Source organism: Methylobacterium variabile, from assembly GCF_001043975.1.
GTDB classification, from domain to species: Bacteria; Pseudomonadota; Alphaproteobacteria; order Rhizobiales; family Beijerinckiaceae; genus Methylobacterium; species Methylobacterium variabile.
The window spans coordinates 1-18345 of the sequence record NZ_LABY01000013.1 but is presented as its reverse complement, the minus strand read 5'-3'; the positions used below and the strand labels follow the sequence as shown (position 1 = coordinate 18345).

The following is an 18345-nucleotide window of genomic DNA, read 5'->3' as shown; positions in this document are numbered from 1 at the left end:
AGCAAATTATCGATCGATAATTTGTAGGCAGGCAGGCGGCTGCATGACGCGCCCGACCGCCGGGGAGGAGCATGATGGCAGTCGAGGCGAAACCCGCAGCCAGGCGGGCGATCATCGTCGGGGGCTCGCTCGGCGGGCTGTTCACGGCCCTGCTGCTGCGCCGCTCCGGCTGGGAGGTTGAGGTCCACGAGCGGGTCACCGGCGACCTCTCCGGGCGCGGCGCCGGGATCGTCACCCATCCGGAACTGTTCGAGGTGCTGGCCCGCGCCGGCATCGCGCGCAGCGAGGCCGAGGTCGGCGTCGCGGTGAGCGGGCGCCGGGTCTTTCGCGCCGACGGGACGCTCCTCGGCGAGCGCGCCCTGCCGCAGGTGCTCACCGCCTGGGGCCACCTGCACGGATTGCTGCACCAGGCGCTGCCGGCGGGCGCCTACCGGTCCGGCCGCAGCCTCGTGCGGGTCGAGGAGGCAGAGGACGCCGTCACGGCGCATTTCGCCGATGGCAGCACCGCCCGCGGCGACCTGCTCGTCGGTGCCGACGGCATCGGCTCGACGGTGCGGGCGCACACTCTCCCCGAGGTGGCACCGCTCTACGCCGGCTACGTCGCCTGGCGCGGCCTCGTCGACGAGGCCGACCTGACGCAGGAGACGCGCGCGGCGCTCTGCGACCATTTCAGCTTCTCGCTGCCGCCCGGCGAGCAGATGCTGGGCTATCCGGTCGCCGGCGAAGGGCGGGGCGGGCGGCGCTTCAACTTCGTCTGGTACCGCCCGGCCGCCGCCGGGACCGATCTCCGGGCGCTGCTCACCGACGTCGACGGCCTCGCCCAGCCGCTCTCGATCGCCCCGAACCGGATCCGCCCGGAGGTGATCGCCGGGATGCGGGCCGACGCGCGCCGGCTCCTGGCTCCGCCCTTCGCGGAGGTCGTCGAGCGCACCGCCCAGCCGTTCCTGCAGGCGATCCAGGATCTCGAGGCGCCCCGGATGGCGCTCGGCCGCCGCACCGTGATCCTGGGCGACGCCGCCTTCGTGGCCAGGCCCCATGTCGGCATGGGCGTGACCAAGGCGGCGGCCGACGCCGACGCCCTGGCGCGGGCGCTCGAGGCCCACCCGCACGACCTGCCCGCCGCGCTCTCGCAGTTCGAGGCCGCGCGTCTCGCCTTCGGCCGCGCCGTCGTCCGCCGGGCGCGGGAGCTCGGCGCCTACATGCAGGCGCAGATCCTCACCCCCCACGAGCGGGCGCTCGCCGAGCGCCACCGGGCGCCAGAGGCGGTCATGGCCGAGACGGCCGTGGCGACCGGGCTCGCCGCCTGATCCCCAAGAGCCTGTTTCCCAAGAGCCTGCTTCCCAAGAGCCTGCTTCCCAAGAGCCTGATCCCCAGAGAAACTGAGGAGGACGACCACATGGAGATCGAGCGGATCGAGGGCCATCCGGCCTTCCGCCGCCTTGCCTTCGAGCGCAGCTGCCTCGGGCGGGTGCTCGCGACGGTGATGGCGGGAGCCTACTTCGCCTACATCCTCACCATCGCGTTCCGCCCAGGCGCCCTCGGTCGGCCCGTGGCGGAGGGCGCGACGACGACCTGGGGCATCGTCGCGGGAGCGGGGCTGCTCGCCCTCGGCTTCGTCCTGACGGCGATCTACGTCGCGGTCGCCAACATCCGGCTCGATGCCCTGAGCGACCGCCTGCGGGAGGATCTGCGATGATCGCCCGCATCCTCCTGCCGGCGCTGACGGCGCCCGCCCTGGCGGGGATTGTCCTGGCGGGGCCCGCCGCGGCCGACGCCCTGTCGGGCCCGACGAGCCGCCAGGGCGTGAACCCGATCGCGATCGGGCTCTTCCTCGCCTTCGTCGCCGTCACGCTGGCCATCACCGCCCGGGCCGCGCGGCGCGGCACCCGCACGGCGAGCGATTTCTACGCCGCCGGCGGCTCCCTCGGGGGCGTCCAGAACGGGCTCGCCATCGCGGGCGACTACACCTCCGCCGCGACCTTCCTCGGCGTGACGGCGCTCGTCTACGGCTCGGGCTACGACGGGATGATCTACGCGGTCGGCTTCCTGGTCGGCTTCCCGATGATCCTGTTCCTCATCGCCGAACCCCTGCGCAACCTCGGCCGCTACACCTTCGCGGACGTGGTCGCCTACCGCCTGTCCGAGGTGCCGGTGCGGCTGGTGGCGGGCCTCAACACCCTCGTCATCGTGCTCCTCTACCTGATCGCCCAGATGGTCGGGGCCGGCAAGCTGATCGAGCTCCTGTTCGGCCTGCCCTACGCCACTGCGGTCGCGCTCGTGGGCGTCCTGATGATGCTCTACGTCGCCTTCGGCGGCATGCGGGCGACGACCTGGGTGCAGATCATCAAGGCGGTCCTGCTCCTCTTCGGCACGGCGCTGATGGCGGGGCTGATCCTCGCCCGCTTCGGCTTCAGCCCGGAGGCCTTGTTCGCCCGGGCAGTCGCGCTGCACCCGAAGAGCCAGGCCATCATGGCGCCGGGCGGCCTGGTGCGCGATCCGGTCTCGGCCCTGTCGCTCGGCGTCGCGCTGATCTTCGGCACCGCCGGCCTGCCGCACATCCTGATGCGCTTCTTCACCGTGGCGGATGCGCGCCAGGCCCGGCTCTCGGTGCTCGTCGCCACCGGCTTCATCACGGTGTTCTACACGCTACTGTTCGTCCTCGGCTTCGGGGCGATCGCGCTCGTGCTCGGCGAGCCGGCCTTCACCGACGCTGCCGGGCGACTGATCGGCGGGCCCAACATGGTGGCGCTTCACCTCGCCGACCGGCTCGGCGGTGCACCGCTCCTCGGCTTCATCTCGGCCGTCGCCTTCGCGACCATCCTGGCGGTGGTCTCGGGGCTGGCCATCGCCGGGGCCTCGGCGGCGAGCCACGATCTCTACGCCCGGGTGCTGCGCCGCGGCCGGGCGGGCGAGGCGGAGGAGGTGCGGGTTTCGAAGGGCGCGACGGTGGTCATCAGCCTCTGCGCGATGGCGCTCGGCCTCGCCTTCGAGAACCAGAACATCGCCTTCCTGGTCGGGCTGGTCTTCGCCATCGCGGCGAGCGCCAACTTCCCGGTGCTGGTGCTCTCGGTCTCCTGGCCAGGCCTGACGACGCGGGGCGCCGTCGCCGGATCTCTCGCCGGGCTCGTCTGCGCGCTCGGCCTGATGATCCTCGGACCCGGCATCTGGAGCGCTGTCCTGGGCCTCGGCGCGGCGCCGTTCGCTTACGACAACCCGGCCTTGTTCTCGGTGCCGCTCGCCTTCCTGACGGCGATCACGGTCTCGCGCCTCGACCGCAGCCCGGCCGCCGCCGCCGCCCGTGCCGCCTTCCGCGCCCAGCACGTCGCTGCCCAGACCGGCAGCGACCGGCCCCACCCCGTCGCCGCCCATTGATGAGGAGGATCCCATGACCGCGTCCGACGACACCGCGTCCTACGACTGGCCGACCCCGCCTGAGGCCTGGCCCGAGTCCCTGCGTCGGGAATTCGCCGCGCGCGCCGGCAACGGGCAGGTCGGCAGCCGGCTGGTCTCCGAGACCGACCGCGTCCGGGTCTGGCTGCTCAGCCTCAAGCCCGGCGAGCGGATCGGCTTCCACACCCACGTGCTCGACTATTTCTGGACGGCAGTGACAGGCGGACGGGCCCGCTCGCACTACGCCGACGGCCGGGTCGCGGAGGTGACGTACGCGCCCGGCGATACCCAGCACCATCGCTTCGACGCGAGCGCCTTCATGATCCACGACCTTGAGAATATCGGCGAGACCGAGCTCGTCTTCACCACCGTCGAGTTCCTCGACAGCGCCAACCCGCCCCTGCGGCTCGACCGCGCCGCGTGAAGGCGCCGGCGGAGTGATCATGCGATCACTCCGTTCTCCATCAGTCGGTCTCGGCCCCGCGCGGTCGCGGCGCCCGGTGGCCAATCCGCGATGCCGTGTGATAAGTTGCGAGCGTGGATGCGACGACGAAATTCGTGACGGCTCCCCGCCGCACGCCCCCGCCCCCCGCGCGACCGTCCGAGGCGGCGCGCCGCCGCCTGAGCCCGACCCAGCGCGAGGAGGAGATCGTCCGCGCCGCGGTCGGCTTCTTCGCCGAGTTCGGGTTCGAGGGCCAGACGCGGGAGCTCGCCAAGCGCCTGAACGTGACCCAGCCGCTGCTCTACCGCTACTTCCCGACCAAGGAGGCGCTCGTCGAGCGCGTCTACCAGGAAGTGTTCCTGCGCCGGTGGAATCCGTTCTGGGAGGAGACGATCCGCGACGCGTCCCTGCCCCTGCGCGAGCGGCTCAACGCCTTCTACACCGACTACGCGAGCGTGATCCTCACCTACGAGTGGATCCGGCTGTTCATGTTCGCCGGCTTGAAAGGCCTCGACTTCAACACCCGCTACCTCGACCTGCTCAAGGAGCGCGTCTTCACCCTGATCATCGCGCAGATCCGGGAAGACTTGGGCCGGCCCTCGATCGCGGATCGGCCGGTCACGCCGCTCGAGATCGAGGCGATCTGGAGCCTGCACGCCAGCATCTTCTATCTCGGTGTGCGCAAGTTCGTGTACAACATGCCCGTCGACGACGTGTCGGAGATCGTCGCCATGAAAGTACGGCTGTTCCTCGACGGCGCCCGCACGGTGATCGGTGTCGAGGAGGCCGCGCCGGGCGTTCCCTGAGAGCCTGTTTGATTAGATCCCACAGAGTTGACACCCTGCATGTCATTCCGGGTCCGCGCAGCGGAGCCGGGAATCCAGAAACTCAGGTGGTGTCGGGTACGGCGAATTGCGTTCCGCTCTATTCTGAACATCTTGCGGTTCTGGATTCCGGGCTCCGCTGCGCGGCCCTGGAAGAACGAAGAGGGCATTAATACTGTCCAGCAAGTCAAACAGGCTCTGAAGCAGCGCCCGATCCCGCTGCAACCGTGCGCCGCTCTATGTCTTTGATACCGACGCATTGTCTTCGCCGAACCGGCATTCGCTTCGTCGGAGAATGCTCTCGTGCGCGCGGCCTCCCTCCCGGTTCGCCCGCCGCCACTGTCCCGGGCTCGTCCCCACCGCCTGCGAGAACGCCCGCGTGAAGTAGCTCTGGTCACCGAAGCCGCAGAGCAGGGCGACGTCGGCCAGCGGGAGCGCGGTGTCGAGCATGAGGCGCTTCGCCTCGGTGATGCGGATCTCGGACAGGTAGCGGTGCGGGGACCGGCCGGTGCTGCGCCGGAAGGCGGCCGCGAAGTAGCTCGGCGACAGCCGGCAGGCTTCGGCGACCTCGGCGATGGTCAGGGTGGTCGCAAACCGGGCGTGCAGGATGTCCCGCGCCCGCCGCTCCTGCCAGGGCGAGAGGCCGCTGCGGGCCGGCTGCGCCGCCGGGGCCGCGCCGTCGCCGTAATGCGCGAGGGCGTGGGCGAGGAAGGCCGTGGCGGTGTGCTCGACGAACATCGCCCGTGCCGGATCGGGCTCGGCCAAGGCCGGGAGCAGCAGGGCGACGAGGCCGGCGGCGACCGGGTCCCGGTCCGCCCGCGGCCAGGCGAGGTGGGAGGGCCGCGGGACGTCGTTCTCCCGGGCCACGGCGTCGACCAGGGCGTGCGGCACGTAGAACTGGACGGCGTCGAGGGGGCCGCTCATGACCGAGCGCGGGGAGTCGGCGAGGCTCACCACGCTGACGGCGTCGGCCGGGACCGCGCCGGCATGCACCTGCCGTCCGGCGACGGTGAAGTCGTGGCGCTGCAGCGGCCGCAGCTGCACGACGATGCTGTACTCGGCCTCCTGCCTGAGCGGCGGGGTCTCGGTGCCGGGCGCGAGCAGGCCCTGGAGGCGGGTGACCACCAAGGAACTGCCGGTCCCGTGCGACACCGTCAGCGTCGCGCCCGCCCGGACGCCGAGGTGATCGGCCATGCGCGCGCCGTTCAGGCCTTGCGCGTGGGCGGGCGACGCGCGCCTGGCCCGGCCGGGCCGCTGCGGCACCGCGGCAGCGCGAGATGAAGAAGCGTAATCGAGAATCATTCCAGCACCCGGAGGCTACGGGTGCATGATCCCAGGGTCGGCCGGGACCGTCTTTTCGATTCCTGCTCTGGTGTTTGCGGCGCTTGCTATTGCGGGCTCTGCTGGCGCCGATAATCCCCGGGCGTGCAGCCGGTCGCGCGCTTGAACGCGATATTGAAGGCGGATTGTCCGGAGAAGCCCGAGCGGTGGGCGATCTCGCCGAGCGGCGTCGCGGTCCGGGACAGGAGGCGCCGGGCCTCCTCGAGGCGCGCGGCGCTGACGAAGCTGTGCGGCGTGCTCCCGGTGACCGCCTTGAACATCCGCGAGAAGTGGAACGGGCTCAGGCAGGCGACCTCGGCGAGCTCGGCCACGGTCAGGTCGCGGTCGAGGTTGTCGCGGATGAAGTCGGTCACCCGACGGATCCGGGCCTGGCACGTCGAGCCGGCCTCCGCCTCGGCCCGCTCGGGGCGGTCGTGACCGTACATCTGCGCGACCCGCGCCACCAGCGACAGCGAGGCCGCCTCGACCAGCATCCGGCCGGCGGAGGTCTCGGCCTGGAGTTCGCGGCCGATCGCGAGACCGAGCTGGCGGACGAGGTCGTCGTCGACGTCGGCGAGGTAGCGGACCGCATCGGCGCGGATGCGCGGGTCGCCGTAGAGGTCCGCCAGATGGGCGAAGCGCTCGACCGGCAGGTAGACGTGCAGGATGTCGTGCAGGGGGCCCGAGATGCCGATGTCGTCCTCGGCCACGCCGACCGGGCAGAACCACACGGTGCCCGCCTCCACGGCGGTGCGCTGGCGCAGGCCCGCCCCTTTCCGGCTGACATAGGCGCCGGGGCTGCGCCGCGTCGCGATGGTGATCTCCATCTGCGTCGGCACGATCGCCGGCAGGTCTCCGGGCGGGTGGCAGCGCACCTCCGCCGCCACGCCCGACCAGCCCCGCCCCTGCGACGAGGCGACGAGGCCGGCATTGGGGAACTTGAACGCGCCGTGCCGATGCAGATCCATGCGCGACAATGTCCAAGCCGTCCCACGGCCGCGCTATTATACACCCGTATCGGCGACACGGGCGGCGGGCTCGCCTAGTGCCTGCACCAAACGTCCGCCGCGCCGAGGCCGGTGCCCGCTGACGGCGGTCGGGCATTGCGGAGAGGCACCGGAGCCGCGCCCCGGCGGAGGACGACATGGGTCAGGGCTCGGGACAGGTCTTCTCGCGGTGGCCGAGCCTCGCCTCCGCCAGCGACGGCTCCCCCGCCGCCGACGCGCGGCCGGCCTGGATGCTGTCCGCCCCCCGCCGCCGCTGGCCGGGCCTCGTCGAGGACGGCGCGAGGGCCGGCCTTGCCGTCCTGGCCCCGGCGCTCCTCGCCGGCCTTGCCGGGTGGGGCATGGCCGCGGGACAGGCGGCGGCCGTCGCGGGCGCGGGTGGCCTCCTGGCGGCGCTGTTCGCCACCCTGCACGTCGCGCGGCTCCGGCGCGCCCTGCGGGCGAGCGAGGCGCGGTTCTCCGCGATCTTCGAGCGCGCCGGCATCTCGATGTGGCGGGAGGACTGGAGCATGGCCGCCGAGGCCGTCGCGAGCCTGCGCCGGGCCGGCGTCTCGGACATCGAGAGCCATTTCGCCGCGCGGCCGGCGGAGCTGCGGGCCCTGTGCGGCCGGGTGCTGATCAAGGACGTCAACGCCTTCACCCTGGAGGAGACGGGCGCGCGGAACAAGGCGGCCTTCGTCGGCCCGCTCGACCGGCTGCTGCCGCCGACCGACCAGACCTTCGTGCAGTGGCTCGTCGCGCTCGGCCGCGGCGACCGCTTCTTCCGCTCGGAGGCCCACATCGTCCGGGCGGACGGCCAGCAGAGCGACGTGCTGTTCACCGCCATGCTGCCGCGCGACCGGGCCGAGTTCTCCGACATCCTCGTCACCTCGCTCGACATCACGGCCTACAAGCAGGCGCAGGCGCGGCTCGCCGCCGCCGAGAGCGACCTCGCCCGGGCGGCCCGCTCGATCACCGTCGGGGCGGTGAGTGCGTCGATCGCCCATGAGGTCAACACGCCGCTCGCGGCGGTCGCCGCCAACGCCCAGGCGGCCCTGCGCTGGCTCAGGCGGCCGGAGCCGGAGCTCGCCGAGGTGACGGCCGCCCTCGAGGACGTCGTCTCCGAGGCGCGGCGGGCCCGCGACGTCGTCGCCCGCACCCGCTCCCTGTTCGGGACGGCCTCCCTCGCGCTCGCGCCCGTCGACCTCGTCGGGGCGGCCCGCGAGGCGACGCTGCTCGCCGAGCGCGAGCTGCGCGCCAACGGCGCCACGGTCCTCATCACCGCCGATCCCGACCTGCCGCCGGTCACCGGCGACCTCGTCCAGATCGAGCAGGTCCTCGTCAACCTGCTCGTCAACGCCGCCCAGGCGATGGCGGGATCGCGCGGCCGCCGGGACGTCGCGATCACCGTGCGGGGCGAGCCCGGCGCGGTCCGCGTCACGGTGAGCGATGCCGGCCCGGGCGTGCCCCCGGAGCAGCGGGCCCGGATCTTCGAGCCGTTCCACTCGACGAAGCCCGGCGGCATGGGCATGGGCCTGGCGATCTGCCGCAGCTGCATCGACGCCCATGGCGGCGACCTCTGGCTCGACGAGGCCCCTGGGGGCGGGGCCGCCTTCCACGTCCGGCTTCCGACCGCATGCCGGGCCGCGGCCTGACCCCTCGCTCGGTCGCGATCGTCGACGACGATCCGGCGATCCGCCTCGCCCTGACCCGGCTCGTCGGATCCCTGGGCTACGCGCCGACGCCGTTCGAGAACGGCGGGCACCTGCTCGCCGCCCTCGGCACGATCGAGCCCGGCTGCATCATCACCGACCTGCAGATGCCGGGCCTCTCCGGCCTCGACCTGCTGCACCAGCTGCGGCTGCGCCGCCCCCGGCTGCGGGTGATCCTCGTCACCGCATACCCGAGCGACGTGAACCGCCGGCGCGCGCTCGCCTCCGGGGCCTTCGCGTATCTCGCCAAGCCGTTCGATGCCGAGGAGTTCGAGCGCTGCCTCGCGGGCGTGTTCGACACGCCCTGATTCCGTGTTAGACCCCTGACGGCCCCGCTTCCGGCGCGGGCTCCCGATCGGCGGGCCTTTCGCCGGCGACGCGCTCACCCCGATCCTGATGCAGACCGGCACCGTTCACATCGTCGACGACGACGCGGCCCTGCGGACGGCCCTCGTCCGCCTCTGCGCCTCGGCCGGGCTCAAGGCCACCGGGCACACCGATGCGTCGGACCTGCTCGCGAACCCGGACGTCGCGCGGCCGGCCTGCATCCTCCTCGACATCCGGCTGACGCACGACGACGGCCTCGACGTCCAGGCCCGGTTCCAGGCCTCCGGCACCACGATCCCGATCATCTTCCTGACCGGCTACGGCACGATCCCGATGACCGTGCGGGCGATGCGGGGAGGGGCCGTGGAGTTCCTGACCAAGCCGGCCGACGACGACGACATCCTCGCGGCCATCGACCGCGCGCTCGCCCTCGATGCGGCGGCCTTCGCGGCGAAGGCCGCCCGCGACGCGCTCGCGCTCCGGCTCGCCTCGCTCACGGGCCGCGAGCGCGACGTGTTCGGCCTCGCGATCGGCGGGCTGATGAACAAGCAGATCGCCGCCGAGCTCGGCGTCTCGGAGATCACCGCCAAGGTGCACAAGCGGCGGGTGATGGAGAAGATGGAAGCCCGCTCCCTGGCCGATCTCGTCCGGATGGCGGGCGAGCTCGGCATCGACGCACCGCGCCAGCGCTGAGCGGCGCTGGGCTCATCCGGCGGCCCGCTGATCTCCCGCAGTCCCGCGACCGCGGAGCCGGCCGGGACCGCCGAGGTCATCCGCCCGGACGCCGGCCGGTGCGAGGGCGTCGCCCGCCGCGCCTCGGGGCCGCCGCGCCCGCCATGCGCCGCGACCCAGCACCCGGAGGGTGTCGGCGAGCGTCGGCGGCAATTCCCGCCGCAGCGACCGGGTGAGCGAGCGCGTCCGGGAGCGGGTGCGGTGGATGGCCTCCCGCTGGCCCGAGAGCCAGGCGGGCAGGCCGTTCATCCGTGCGGCCGAGGCGTCGAGCTCGGTCCCCCGTTCCTCGAGCCAGCGGACCTGATGGTAGAACTCGATGAGCTCGATCGCCGTCCGCGACGAGAACAGCCCGATGCGCCCGGTGTTGTTGGCGAAGACGGCGAGGTCGTGACGCCAGAGCCGCAACGCGGCGGCCTCCCGGCCCGCGACGGCGTCCCCCGCCCGGTCCAGGCGCGCCTCGTAGCGCAGCAGGCTGCGCTGGATCGACTTGATCTCGGCCAGAAGGGCGAGCCCGTAGGTGCGCCGCTCCTGGCGCCGGACCCAGCCCTGGCTGAGAAGTGCGCCGAGGAAGCCGGTGACGATGCTGATCCCGGCGGAGACCAGGACCGTCGTGAAGGCGAAGTCCGTCATGCCCGCCCGTCCGCGAGCCGACCGAGGCCCCGGCCCGGTGCCGGGAGCGGCGCGCCGGTCCCCGTCACCGGGCGTCGCCGGGCGGTGGGGCGGGGAGCACCGTGGTGTAGTTCGCCGGGACCCAGCCGAACCGTCCGTCCTCGGCCCGGATGTGGCCGAGCCCCGGAAACGAGATGTGGGCGGCGGCGATCCAGGCGCCGGTGCGGGCCGCCTGCGAGAAGAGCGCCTCGCGCCGCGCCTCGGCGCCCGCGCCGTCGGTGTCGTAGGTCACCGTGACCTGCGGATCGGGAACTGGATCGGCGCCACGTGGACGATGTCGCCCCAGACCAGCAGCGTCTCGCCCCCGCTCGTCACGCGGTAGGAGCTGTGCCCCGGCGTGTGCCCCGCGGTGGGGAACGCGACGAAGCCCGGCAGGACCTCGCCCTCGCCGTCGAAGGGGATCAGCCGGCCGGCGTCGCGGTAGGGCTTGAGCGCGGCCTGCGCGCCCCTGAACATCGGCAGGAGGAATTGAGGAGCCGCCGCCGCGTTGGCCGGGTTCAGCCAGTGATCGGCGTCGCGGCGGCTGACCCGGATCGTGGCGTTCGGGAAGATGGCCTGTCCGTCATGCATGACCCCGCCGACGTGATCCGCGTGCAGATGGGTCAGCAGCACCTCGTCGACCGCCTCCGGCGCGTAGCCGGCAGCGCGCAGGTTCGCGACGAGCTTGCCGCAGCAGGCTCCGTAGAGGTCGCCCGCGCCCGCATCGACCAGGACGAGCCGCGACCCGGTGTTGATCAGGAAGGCGTTGATCGAGCCCTCGAAGGGCAGCGCGAGGAAGGCCTGGGCGAGCCGGCCCTCCGCCTCGCCCGGCCGGACCTCGGACAGGAGGGCGCGCGGGCCGCCGCCGTCGCGGGGCCGCTGGAGCACGGTCGGGATCGGGAAGGTGTGCGTGCCGTCGAGGAGGGCCGTCACCTCGAAGCGCCCGAGCATCATGCGGTAGAAGCCCGGTGCCTGCTGCGCCACCTGGGGCGCCGCCGCACGCGCGTCGCCGGGCGACCCTGCCAGGACCAGCCCGAGGACCAGGGCGCAGGCGTCGCCGAGCCGCCGGAGGCTGCCGGCCAGCGCGCCGTGGCGGCAAGGACCGGTCATGTCCGCTCCCCCGGGCCGGCCGGCCCGCCCTCGGGGACCGGGATCGCGAAGCCGTTCAGGGTGACCGAGACGAAGCAATAGTGGCCGACGAGGTAGATCAGTTCGTTGGCGCCCGCCTGGCCGAAGAGCGCCACGGCGCGCCGGTAGGTCGGCTCCGGCAGGACACCGCCCCCCGCGAGCGCGCGGGCGACGTCGAACGCTGTCGCCTCCTCGTCGGTGAGGTCCGGCGGCCGCTCGCCCGCGGCCAGCGTCGCGAGGCGCTGGTCGCTCATGGCGTGGCGGGCCTGCGCGACCGCGCCGTGCGCGTAGATCTCGTAGGCCGCCCCGAACCGCGCGCCGACCGCCAGGATCGCGACCTGCCGCACTCCGTCGGGCAGGATCTTGAACGCGGTCATCGCCTTGGTGACCGTCCAGAACGCCGCGCCGACCTCGGGCTGGTGCAGCCACGCGTTCCAGGGCCCGAGGAGCGCGCCGTCGTTCCGCGTGGTGGTGAAGAGGTCGTACTTGGCGGCCACGCCCGACCTCATGTCGTCGTAGAGCGGCCGCTGCAGCGGCGCCAGGTCCGCGGGAGCGATCGGCGGGAGGCGCATCCGTGGACTCTCCTCTTCAGCCGCCGGGCGCGCGACCGTTCTCGCGGTTTAACGGGGCAGCCAAGGGCCGGCTTGTACGGGATCGCGCTCGATTGGACGTTCTCGAGCCGCGCCGGACGTCCGGGCCATCGACCTCGGCGGGGCCCGAGCCGTGACGGGGCCAGCGGCAGAGTCGGAGCGCTGCTGCGTTCCGGCGAACCCGGCGGCCCGATCACCGCGACCGGGACTCGACCCACCATAACGGCTCGCGCGCCGGTGGCCTTCAGCGGCGTCTGCGACGCGGACCTCGCCTCACGCCTGACCGCAGGTCCGGGTTGGTACCTCTGGCCGGCTGCGCGACGGCGGCTCGGCCGAAGGAGAGGCCCGATCAAGCCCCTGCCGGTAGGATGCCCTTCGTGGACCGAGAAATCAGGTGTTCACCCTGGCATGCGTCGCGGCCAGTCTCAGCACCGAACGGGTCGTCACGCGGCAGGAATACACCTGCGCTCGTATCGGCATTCGAAGGTGCCGTGTGAGATTTTTACCTTTTTTAACCGGCACGCCGCGCGGAGCCCCACTATAACTCGACACGAGATCATCGAGGCGGCGTAGTGCAATGAACTCTGAGAGCAACGACGAACAGAATGGGCAACGTCGCCGCGAGGATCTCCAGGCTGCCGGGGCTGCGGCAGCGGCGGGACGTCCCGGAACGGCGACGGCGTCCGCCCAGGCCGTGAGGTCCAGGGAGCGCACCGGCGGTCCTCTCGGCGCACGACTGCAAGGCGTGCAACACTTCGGCGTAACCGTTCAGAGCATGGACCGGGCTTTCGAGTTCTACACGGAGGTTCTCGGTGGAACCGAAGTCATGCGGGACGGCGACTTCAAGGGAGAGCCCGTCCATTACACGCTGATGGCCGACCAGGAGATCGTTGCCCGCGAGCGCCGCGTCGACCCTCGCACCATCGGCGTCCCGAACCTGAAAGGCGGCTCCCAGCGTCTCGACGTTCGCTTCGTCCAGTTCGACAATGTCGTCATCGAGCTCCTGCAGTATCGCGACGCCGCGCAGCCGATGGGCCGCGGCGACAGCTGGGCCGAGCCTCGCGACCACATGAGCCCGGCCTATCCGCGCTCGATGCACATCTGCTTCTACATCCGCGACGACGTGGACTTCGACGCGTTTATCGCCGATCTCGAAGCTGAATGCGCCCGCCGCGGCATGACTCAGGTCAAGGCGAACCGGGCCGTGGCCGTGCAGTCCGAGGAAGAGCGCCGAGCCGCACCGATGAACACCAACACGATCAAGATCCAGGAGGGTCCGTCGAACGGCTGGTCGATCATCTACTGCAAGGGCCCCGAGGGGGAGCAGCTCGAATTCATTCAGGTGCTCGGCCCCGTGAAGAAAACTTTCGCGGATGCCGCGGAGGGGCGCCGAATGGCGGCGAACCGCGTCTCGCGTGCGGATGGCTGAAAGGGCGGGCCGGGCCAGGACGATGAGCTGGGCCATCCTGCCGCCAATCGGGCTCGTTTAAGGCGCCCCCACGAACCGGGTCGCCTTCCTTCAGCAGGATCGGCTCCCGAGCGGACCGCTTGTTGCCTGCGAAGACTTCGCCGCAGAAACCTGTTTTGAAGTTTACACCATCACGCAAGTGTCTTGTTCGTCAACGCTCCAGAGCTCGCATTCGACGGCGCGCAGACCGTGAGGATGCGCTTCCTCACGGGCCCGAATGCCTGAAGGAAGGCGAGCTCATCGTTCGCAAAGTCAGACGTGCCGATCGGCCACAGCGTGTGCTCGAAGAAAGGCCAGACCGATGAGCCTTCCCACCCAGTCCGAGGACAGTCGACGCGAGGTCGGGACCGCTGCGGCGGTCGGCGCGGCGACGGCGGGCCTGCCGTCCACGGCCGGGGCAGAGGCGACGGGCTCGAACGGGTCGTTCGCCGTCTCTCTCACGGTCAACGGGGACCGTCGGCATCTCGATCTCGACCCTCGCGTGACGCTGCTCGATGCCTTGCGCGAACACCTGCACCTCACGGGCACCAAGAAGGGCTGCGACCACGGCCATTGCGGCGCCTGCACGGTGCTGGTGAACGGAGTTCGCATCAACGCCTGCCTCAGCCTCGCGGCGATGCACGACGGCGATGCCGTGACGACGATCGAGGGCTTGGGCCGGCCGGACCGGCTGCATCCCATGCAGGCGGCGTTCATCGAGCACGACGCCTTACAGTGCGGCTACTGCACGCCGGGCCAGATCTGCTCGGCGGTGGCCGTCCTCGCCGAGATCGAGGCGGGCGTGCCGAGCCACGCGACCGGCGACCTCATGGGGTCGATGACCCTGAGCAACGGCGAGGTGCGCGAGCGCATGAGCGGCAACATCTGCCGCTGCGGCGCCTACTCCAACATCGCGGATGCCATCGCCGACGTTGCAGGGAGCCTCTGATGCGGCCCTTCACCTACGAGCGTGCCGCGAGCACGGCAGCAGCCGTGGCGGCCGTCGCCGCCCGGCCGGGCGCCCGGTTCATCGCGGGCGGCACGAACCTGCTCGACCTGATGAAGGTCCAGATCGAGACGCCGGCCCATCTCGTCGACATCCGGCACCTGCCCCTGCGCGGAATCGAGGACACGCCGGACGGCGGCCTGCGCATCGGGGCGCTCGCCACCAACACCGAGGTTGCCTCCCACCCGCGCGTGAAGCGCGATTACGGCGTCCTCGCGCGGGCGATCGTGGCTGGCGCCACAGGGCAGCTGCGCAACAAGGCGACGACCGCCGGCAACCTCCTGCAGCGCAACCGTTGCCCGTACTTCTACGAGACGACCCTGCCGTGCAACAAGCGCCAGCCGGGCTCGGGCTGCGCAGCCCTCGGGGGCGTCACCCGCTCGCTCGCCGTCGTGGGCACGAGCCCTCATTGCATCGCCCAGAACCCGGGCGACATGGCGGTAGCGCTGCGGATCCTCGACGCCACCGTCGAGACCGTCAGGCCCGACGGGTCGCCGCGCACCATCGCGATCGGCGACGTCCACCTGCTGCCGGGCGACAATCCGGAGATCGAGCACCCGCTCGCACCGGGCGAGCTCATCACCGCCGTCACGCTCCCGCGGCCGCCGGGCGGGACGCATCACTATCACAAGGTCCGCGACCGGGCCTCCTACGCGTTCGCGATCGTGTCGGTCGCGGCCGTCCTGCAGAAGGACGGGACGGGGCGGGTCGCGTTCGGGAGCGTCGCGCCGCGACCCTGGCGGGTCGAGGCCGCGGAGGCGCTCCTGCCGCATGGGCCGGCCGCCGTCGTGACGACGGCCTTTCAGGGCGCGACGCCCACGGCCGAGAACGCATTCAAGATCCCGCTCGCCGCGCGCACGCTCGCGCTGGTGCTGGCGGAAGCGAGGGCGTGACATGAAGTTCGACACGCCCGCCGGGCAAAACTCCATCGACCGGATGAGGATCGTCGGCCGACCCTTCCGGCGCGTCGACGGCGTCCGGAAGGTCACCGGCACGGCCCCTTACGCCTACGAGCGGCACGACGCGGTGACCGATCCCGCCTATGGCTGGATCGTCGGCGCCACGATCGCCCGCGGACGGGTGACCCGGATCGACGCCGCGGCGGTCAGAGCAGCTCCGGGCGTCCTCGCGGTCCTGACGACGCTGGAGCACGACGCCGCCCCGCCGGGGTTCCGGACCACCCTCCACCTGTTCGGCGGGGCCGAGGTGCGCCACTACCACCAAGCCGTCGCGCTGGTCGTGGCGAAGACGTTCGAGGAGGCTCGCGCGGCGGCCCATCTCGTCCGCATCGACTACGACGCCGAGCCGGTGCGCTGCGACCTGGCGGCGGAGGCTCACAAGGCCGTGCCGGTCGCGGATCGCGACAGCCCGGACTACCCCGAGGTGGATCGGATCGGCGATTTCGCGGCAGCGCTGGCCGCCGCCCCCGTGACTCTGGACGAGACCTACACCACCCCCGACCAGACCCACGGGATGATGGAGCCGCACGCCACCACCGCCGCGTGGCATGACGGTCAGCTGACGATCTGGACGTCGGCGCAGGTCGTCTCCTGGCACCGCAACAGCCTCGCGCAGGCGCTCGGCATCGCCAGGGAGGACGTTCGTCTCGAAGCACCCTTCATCGGCGGGGGGTTCGGATCGAAGCTCATCATGCGGAGCGACGCGCTCCTCGCAGCGCTGGGCGCCAGGGCCGTCGGGCGCCCGTGCAAGGTCGCGCTGCAACGCCCGCTGATCGCGAACAACGGCACGCGGCGCGCGGGGACGATCCAGCGGATCCGCCTCGGCGCAACCCATGACGGGCGGCTGACTGCGATCGGGCACCACAGCGTCAACGGAAACCTGCCCGGCGCCTACACCGAGGCGGCGATCGCGCCGACGCGGCTCATCTACGGTGCTCCGAACCGGGAGCTTTCCATGACGCTCGCGGCCCTCGATCTCGCGGAAGGCAATGACATGCGGGCGCCCGGAGAGGCTCCCGGACTGATGGCGCTCGAGATCGCCATGGACGAGATGGCCGAGAAGCTCGGCATCGACCCCGTCGCGCTGCGGATCCGGAACGACACGCAGGTCGATCCGCGCAAGCCGCAGCGACGGTTCTCGGAGCGCCACCTGATCGAATGCCTCACGGTCGGCGCGGAACGCTTCGGCTGGGCACGGCGCCATCCGGTGCCCGGCTCGATGAGGGACGATCATTGGCTCCTCGGCATGGGCATGGCGGCGGGCTTTCGCCAGAACCTCCTGATGCCGTCGGGCGCACGCGTTCGCCTCGAGCAGGACGGCAGGCTCTCGGTCGAGACCGACATGACCGACATCGGAACCGGCAGCTACACCATCCTCGCCCAGACGGCGGCCGAGATGATGGGCCTGCCGGTCGACGCCGTGACGGTACGGCTCGGCGACTCGGCGTATCCCGAGGCCGCCGGCTCCGGCGGGCAGTTCGGCGCGAACAACGCGATGTCCGGGCTCTATGCCGCGTGCACGACGTTGCGGGCGAGTGTCGCGGCCCGGCTCGGCTTCAACGCGGAGGACGTCGAGTTCGCGGGCGGGATGGTCAAGGCTGGCAGCCGCAGCGTGCCCCTCCGGGACGCCGTGGAGGCCGGGCCGCTGACCGCAGAGGACCGGATCACTTACGGGGATCTCGACAAGGACTTCGTCCAGGCCACGTTCGCCGCGCAGTTCGCGGAAGTCGCCGTGAACCGTTTTACCGGAGAAATGCGCATCCGCCGCATGCTCGCCGTCATCGATGCAGGCCGGGTGCTCAATCCGCTCACGGCACGAAGCCAAGTGATCGGCGCCATGACGATGGGGGTCGGGGCGGCCCTGATGGAAGCGCTCGCCGTCGACAAGCGTCACGGCTTCTTCATCAACCACGACCTCGGCGGCTACGAGGTGCCGGTCCACGCCGACATCCCGCACCTCGACGTCGTCTTCCTCGATCACCCCGACCCGGTCTCGTCCCCGATGAAGGCCAAGGGCATCGGCGAGATCGGCTTGTGCGGAGCGGCCGCCGCGGTGGCGAACGCCGTCTACAACGCGACCGGGATCCGCGTGCGCGACTACCCGATCACGCTGGACAAGTTGCTGGATCGGCTGCCGCGCGCGGCCTGACTCCTGACCTGCGGAGAGAGCGATGTCCTACCATCCCGTTCCGGTGACGCATGTCGGCCTGACCGTCACCGACATCAAGGCAGCGACAGAGTGGTACACTGAGGCTTTCGGCTGCCGGCACATCATCGGTCCCCTGCACGTCAAGCACGACGGCTCGCATCTCGGCGAGGTGTTCAAGGGCATCTTCGGGGACCGGTTCGAGGAGGGATACGTCTCTCACCTTGCCACTGCGAACGGGGTCGGGATCGAGCTCTTCGAGTTCGTCACCCCGAAGTCCGAGGCCACGGACGACAATTTTCGCTACTGGAAGACCGGCGTGTTCCACTTCTGCCTGGTCGACCCGGACGTCGAGGGCCTCGCGCGGCGGATCGCCGAGAGGGGTGGAAAGCAGCGCTCGAACGTCTGGACGCTCTTCGAGAGAGAGGCCTTCAAGGCCGTCTACTGCGAGGATCCCTGGGGTAACCTGATCGAGATCTACTCCCATTCCACAGAACTCATGTACGCCAACCGGAGCGACACGGCCGCCCGGGCCGAATGATACCCTCGCGCCTTCGCATCGACACGTCGATGCGAAGGCGTCCGGCGCATCAGCGCCGGCGCCCGTTCGGGCTTGCCTTGCGCCTCCGAACGGGTCCGGTCGAAGGCGCGGCGGTATGAGACGTGCGGAGTCGCGCGGGTCGCCGACGCC

The 18345-nt window shown here is 71.5% G+C and carries 19 protein-coding genes; 13 read left to right on the top strand and 6 right to left on the bottom strand.

Going from position 1 to position 18345, the window contains the following annotated elements; all coding sequences use genetic code 11:
- Window positions 1-71 precede the first annotated feature (71 nt).
- The 5 genes from VQ02_RS02095 (at window position 72) to VQ02_RS02075 (ending at window position 4638) form a co-directional block, all read left to right on the top strand.
- Entirely contained in the window at window positions 72-1307 is a 1236-nt protein-coding gene (locus VQ02_RS02095; protein WP_425339872.1) for an FAD binding domain-containing protein, read from the top strand.
- 89 nt (window positions 1308-1396) lie between these two features.
- Window positions 1397-1696, top strand: coding sequence for a DUF485 domain-containing protein (locus VQ02_RS02090; RefSeq protein ID WP_048442496.1), 300 nt, complete (start codon window positions 1397-1399; stop codon window positions 1694-1696).
- Window positions 1693-3372 (top strand): cation/acetate symporter ActP, encoded by a 1680-nt coding sequence (actP, locus tag VQ02_RS02085; RefSeq protein WP_048442495.1) that lies wholly within the window; start codon window positions 1693-1695, stop codon window positions 3370-3372. Before VQ02_RS02090 ends, actP begins: the two co-directional genes overlap by 4 nt.
- Window positions 3373-3385: 13 nt before the next feature.
- Complete coding sequence (locus VQ02_RS02080; protein WP_048442494.1) at window positions 3386-3814, top strand: cupin domain-containing protein; 429 nt, start codon at window positions 3386-3388, stop codon at window positions 3812-3814.
- 134 nt (window positions 3815-3948) lie between these two features.
- Window positions 3949-4638: a TetR/AcrR family transcriptional regulator gene (locus tag VQ02_RS02075; RefSeq protein ID WP_048442540.1), complete on the top strand. Its 690-nt coding sequence runs from the start codon at window positions 3949-3951 to the stop codon at window positions 4636-4638.
- 255 nt (window positions 4639-4893) lie between these two features.
- Here the strand turns inward: VQ02_RS02075 and VQ02_RS02070 are convergent, their stop codons facing one another.
- Together VQ02_RS02070 and VQ02_RS02065 are read right to left on the bottom strand one after the other, a co-directional pair.
- Window positions 4894-5850 (bottom strand): helix-turn-helix transcriptional regulator, encoded by a 957-nt coding sequence (locus tag VQ02_RS02070; RefSeq protein ID WP_053080151.1) that lies wholly within the window; start codon window positions 5848-5850, stop codon window positions 4894-4896.
- 194 nt (window positions 5851-6044) lie between these two features.
- Complete coding sequence (locus VQ02_RS02065) at window positions 6045-6944, bottom strand: AraC family transcriptional regulator (protein WP_048442493.1); 900 nt, start codon at window positions 6942-6944, stop codon at window positions 6045-6047.
- Window positions 6945-7120: 176 nt separating this feature from the next.
- On the opposite strand from VQ02_RS02065, the gene VQ02_RS02060 reads away from it, so the two are divergent.
- The 3 genes from VQ02_RS02060 (at window position 7121) to VQ02_RS02050 (ending at window position 9691) form a co-directional block, all read left to right on the top strand.
- Window positions 7121-8614 (top strand): sensor histidine kinase, encoded by a 1494-nt coding sequence (locus tag VQ02_RS02060; protein ID WP_053080148.1) that lies wholly within the window; start codon window positions 7121-7123, stop codon window positions 8612-8614.
- On the top strand, window positions 8596-8979 hold the full coding sequence (locus VQ02_RS02055) for a response regulator (protein WP_048442492.1): 384 nt from the start codon (window positions 8596-8598) through the stop codon (window positions 8977-8979). The genes VQ02_RS02060 and VQ02_RS02055 overlap by 19 nt, the downstream gene beginning before the upstream one ends.
- A gap of 88 nt (window positions 8980-9067) precedes the next feature.
- Window positions 9068-9691: a response regulator transcription factor gene (locus tag VQ02_RS02050; RefSeq protein ID WP_048442491.1), complete on the top strand. Its 624-nt coding sequence runs from the start codon at window positions 9068-9070 to the stop codon at window positions 9689-9691.
- Between the two features lie 12 nt (window positions 9692-9703).
- Here the strand turns inward: VQ02_RS02050 and VQ02_RS02045 are convergent, their stop codons facing one another.
- The 4 genes from VQ02_RS02045 to VQ02_RS02035 form a co-directional block, all read right to left on the bottom strand.
- On the bottom strand, window positions 9704-10360 hold the full coding sequence (locus VQ02_RS02045) for a hypothetical protein (protein ID WP_048442490.1): 657 nt from the start codon (window positions 10358-10360) through the stop codon (window positions 9704-9706).
- 64 nt (window positions 10361-10424) lie between these two features.
- Complete coding sequence (locus tag VQ02_RS38935; RefSeq protein WP_245239598.1) at window positions 10425-10631, bottom strand: SH3 domain-containing protein; 207 nt, start codon at window positions 10629-10631, stop codon at window positions 10425-10427.
- Window positions 10628-11488: an MBL fold metallo-hydrolase gene (locus tag VQ02_RS02040; RefSeq protein ID WP_245239597.1), complete on the bottom strand. Its 861-nt coding sequence runs from the start codon at window positions 11486-11488 to the stop codon at window positions 10628-10630. The genes VQ02_RS38935 and VQ02_RS02040 overlap by 4 nt, the downstream gene beginning before the upstream one ends.
- Complete coding sequence (locus VQ02_RS02035) at window positions 11485-12078, bottom strand: carboxymuconolactone decarboxylase family protein (protein WP_048442489.1); 594 nt, start codon at window positions 12076-12078, stop codon at window positions 11485-11487. The genes VQ02_RS02040 and VQ02_RS02035 overlap by 4 nt, the downstream gene beginning before the upstream one ends.
- A 595-nt stretch (window positions 12079-12673) precedes the next feature.
- Between VQ02_RS02035 and VQ02_RS02030 the strand changes: the two genes are divergently transcribed.
- The 5 genes from VQ02_RS02030 to VQ02_RS02010 all read left to right on the top strand — a co-directional run bounded on the left by VQ02_RS02030 (window position 12674) and on the right by VQ02_RS02010 (window position 18195).
- Window positions 12674-13525: a VOC family protein gene (locus VQ02_RS02030; RefSeq protein WP_048442488.1), complete on the top strand. Its 852-nt coding sequence runs from the start codon at window positions 12674-12676 to the stop codon at window positions 13523-13525.
- 340 nt (window positions 13526-13865) lie between these two features.
- Window positions 13866-14492 carry an aldehyde dehydrogenase iron-sulfur subunit PaoA gene (gene paoA, locus VQ02_RS02025; protein WP_048442487.1) on the top strand — a complete coding sequence of 209 codons (627 nt, stop codon included), beginning with the start codon at window positions 13866-13868 and terminating at the stop codon, window positions 14490-14492.
- A complete protein-coding gene (locus tag VQ02_RS02020) occupies window positions 14492-15442 on the top strand; it encodes an FAD binding domain-containing protein (protein ID WP_048442486.1) in 951 nt (316 codons plus the stop codon). Before paoA ends, VQ02_RS02020 begins: the two co-directional genes overlap by 1 nt.
- 1 nt (window position 15443) lies before the next feature.
- Window positions 15444-17657 carry an aldehyde oxidoreductase molybdenum-binding subunit PaoC gene (paoC, locus tag VQ02_RS02015; RefSeq protein WP_048442485.1) on the top strand — a complete coding sequence of 738 codons (2214 nt, stop codon included), beginning with the start codon at window positions 15444-15446 and terminating at the stop codon, window positions 17655-17657.
- A gap of 22 nt (window positions 17658-17679) precedes the next feature.
- Window positions 17680-18195 (top strand): VOC family protein, encoded by a 516-nt coding sequence (locus tag VQ02_RS02010; RefSeq protein ID WP_048442484.1) that lies wholly within the window; start codon window positions 17680-17682, stop codon window positions 18193-18195.
- Window positions 18196-18345 lie beyond the last annotated feature (150 nt).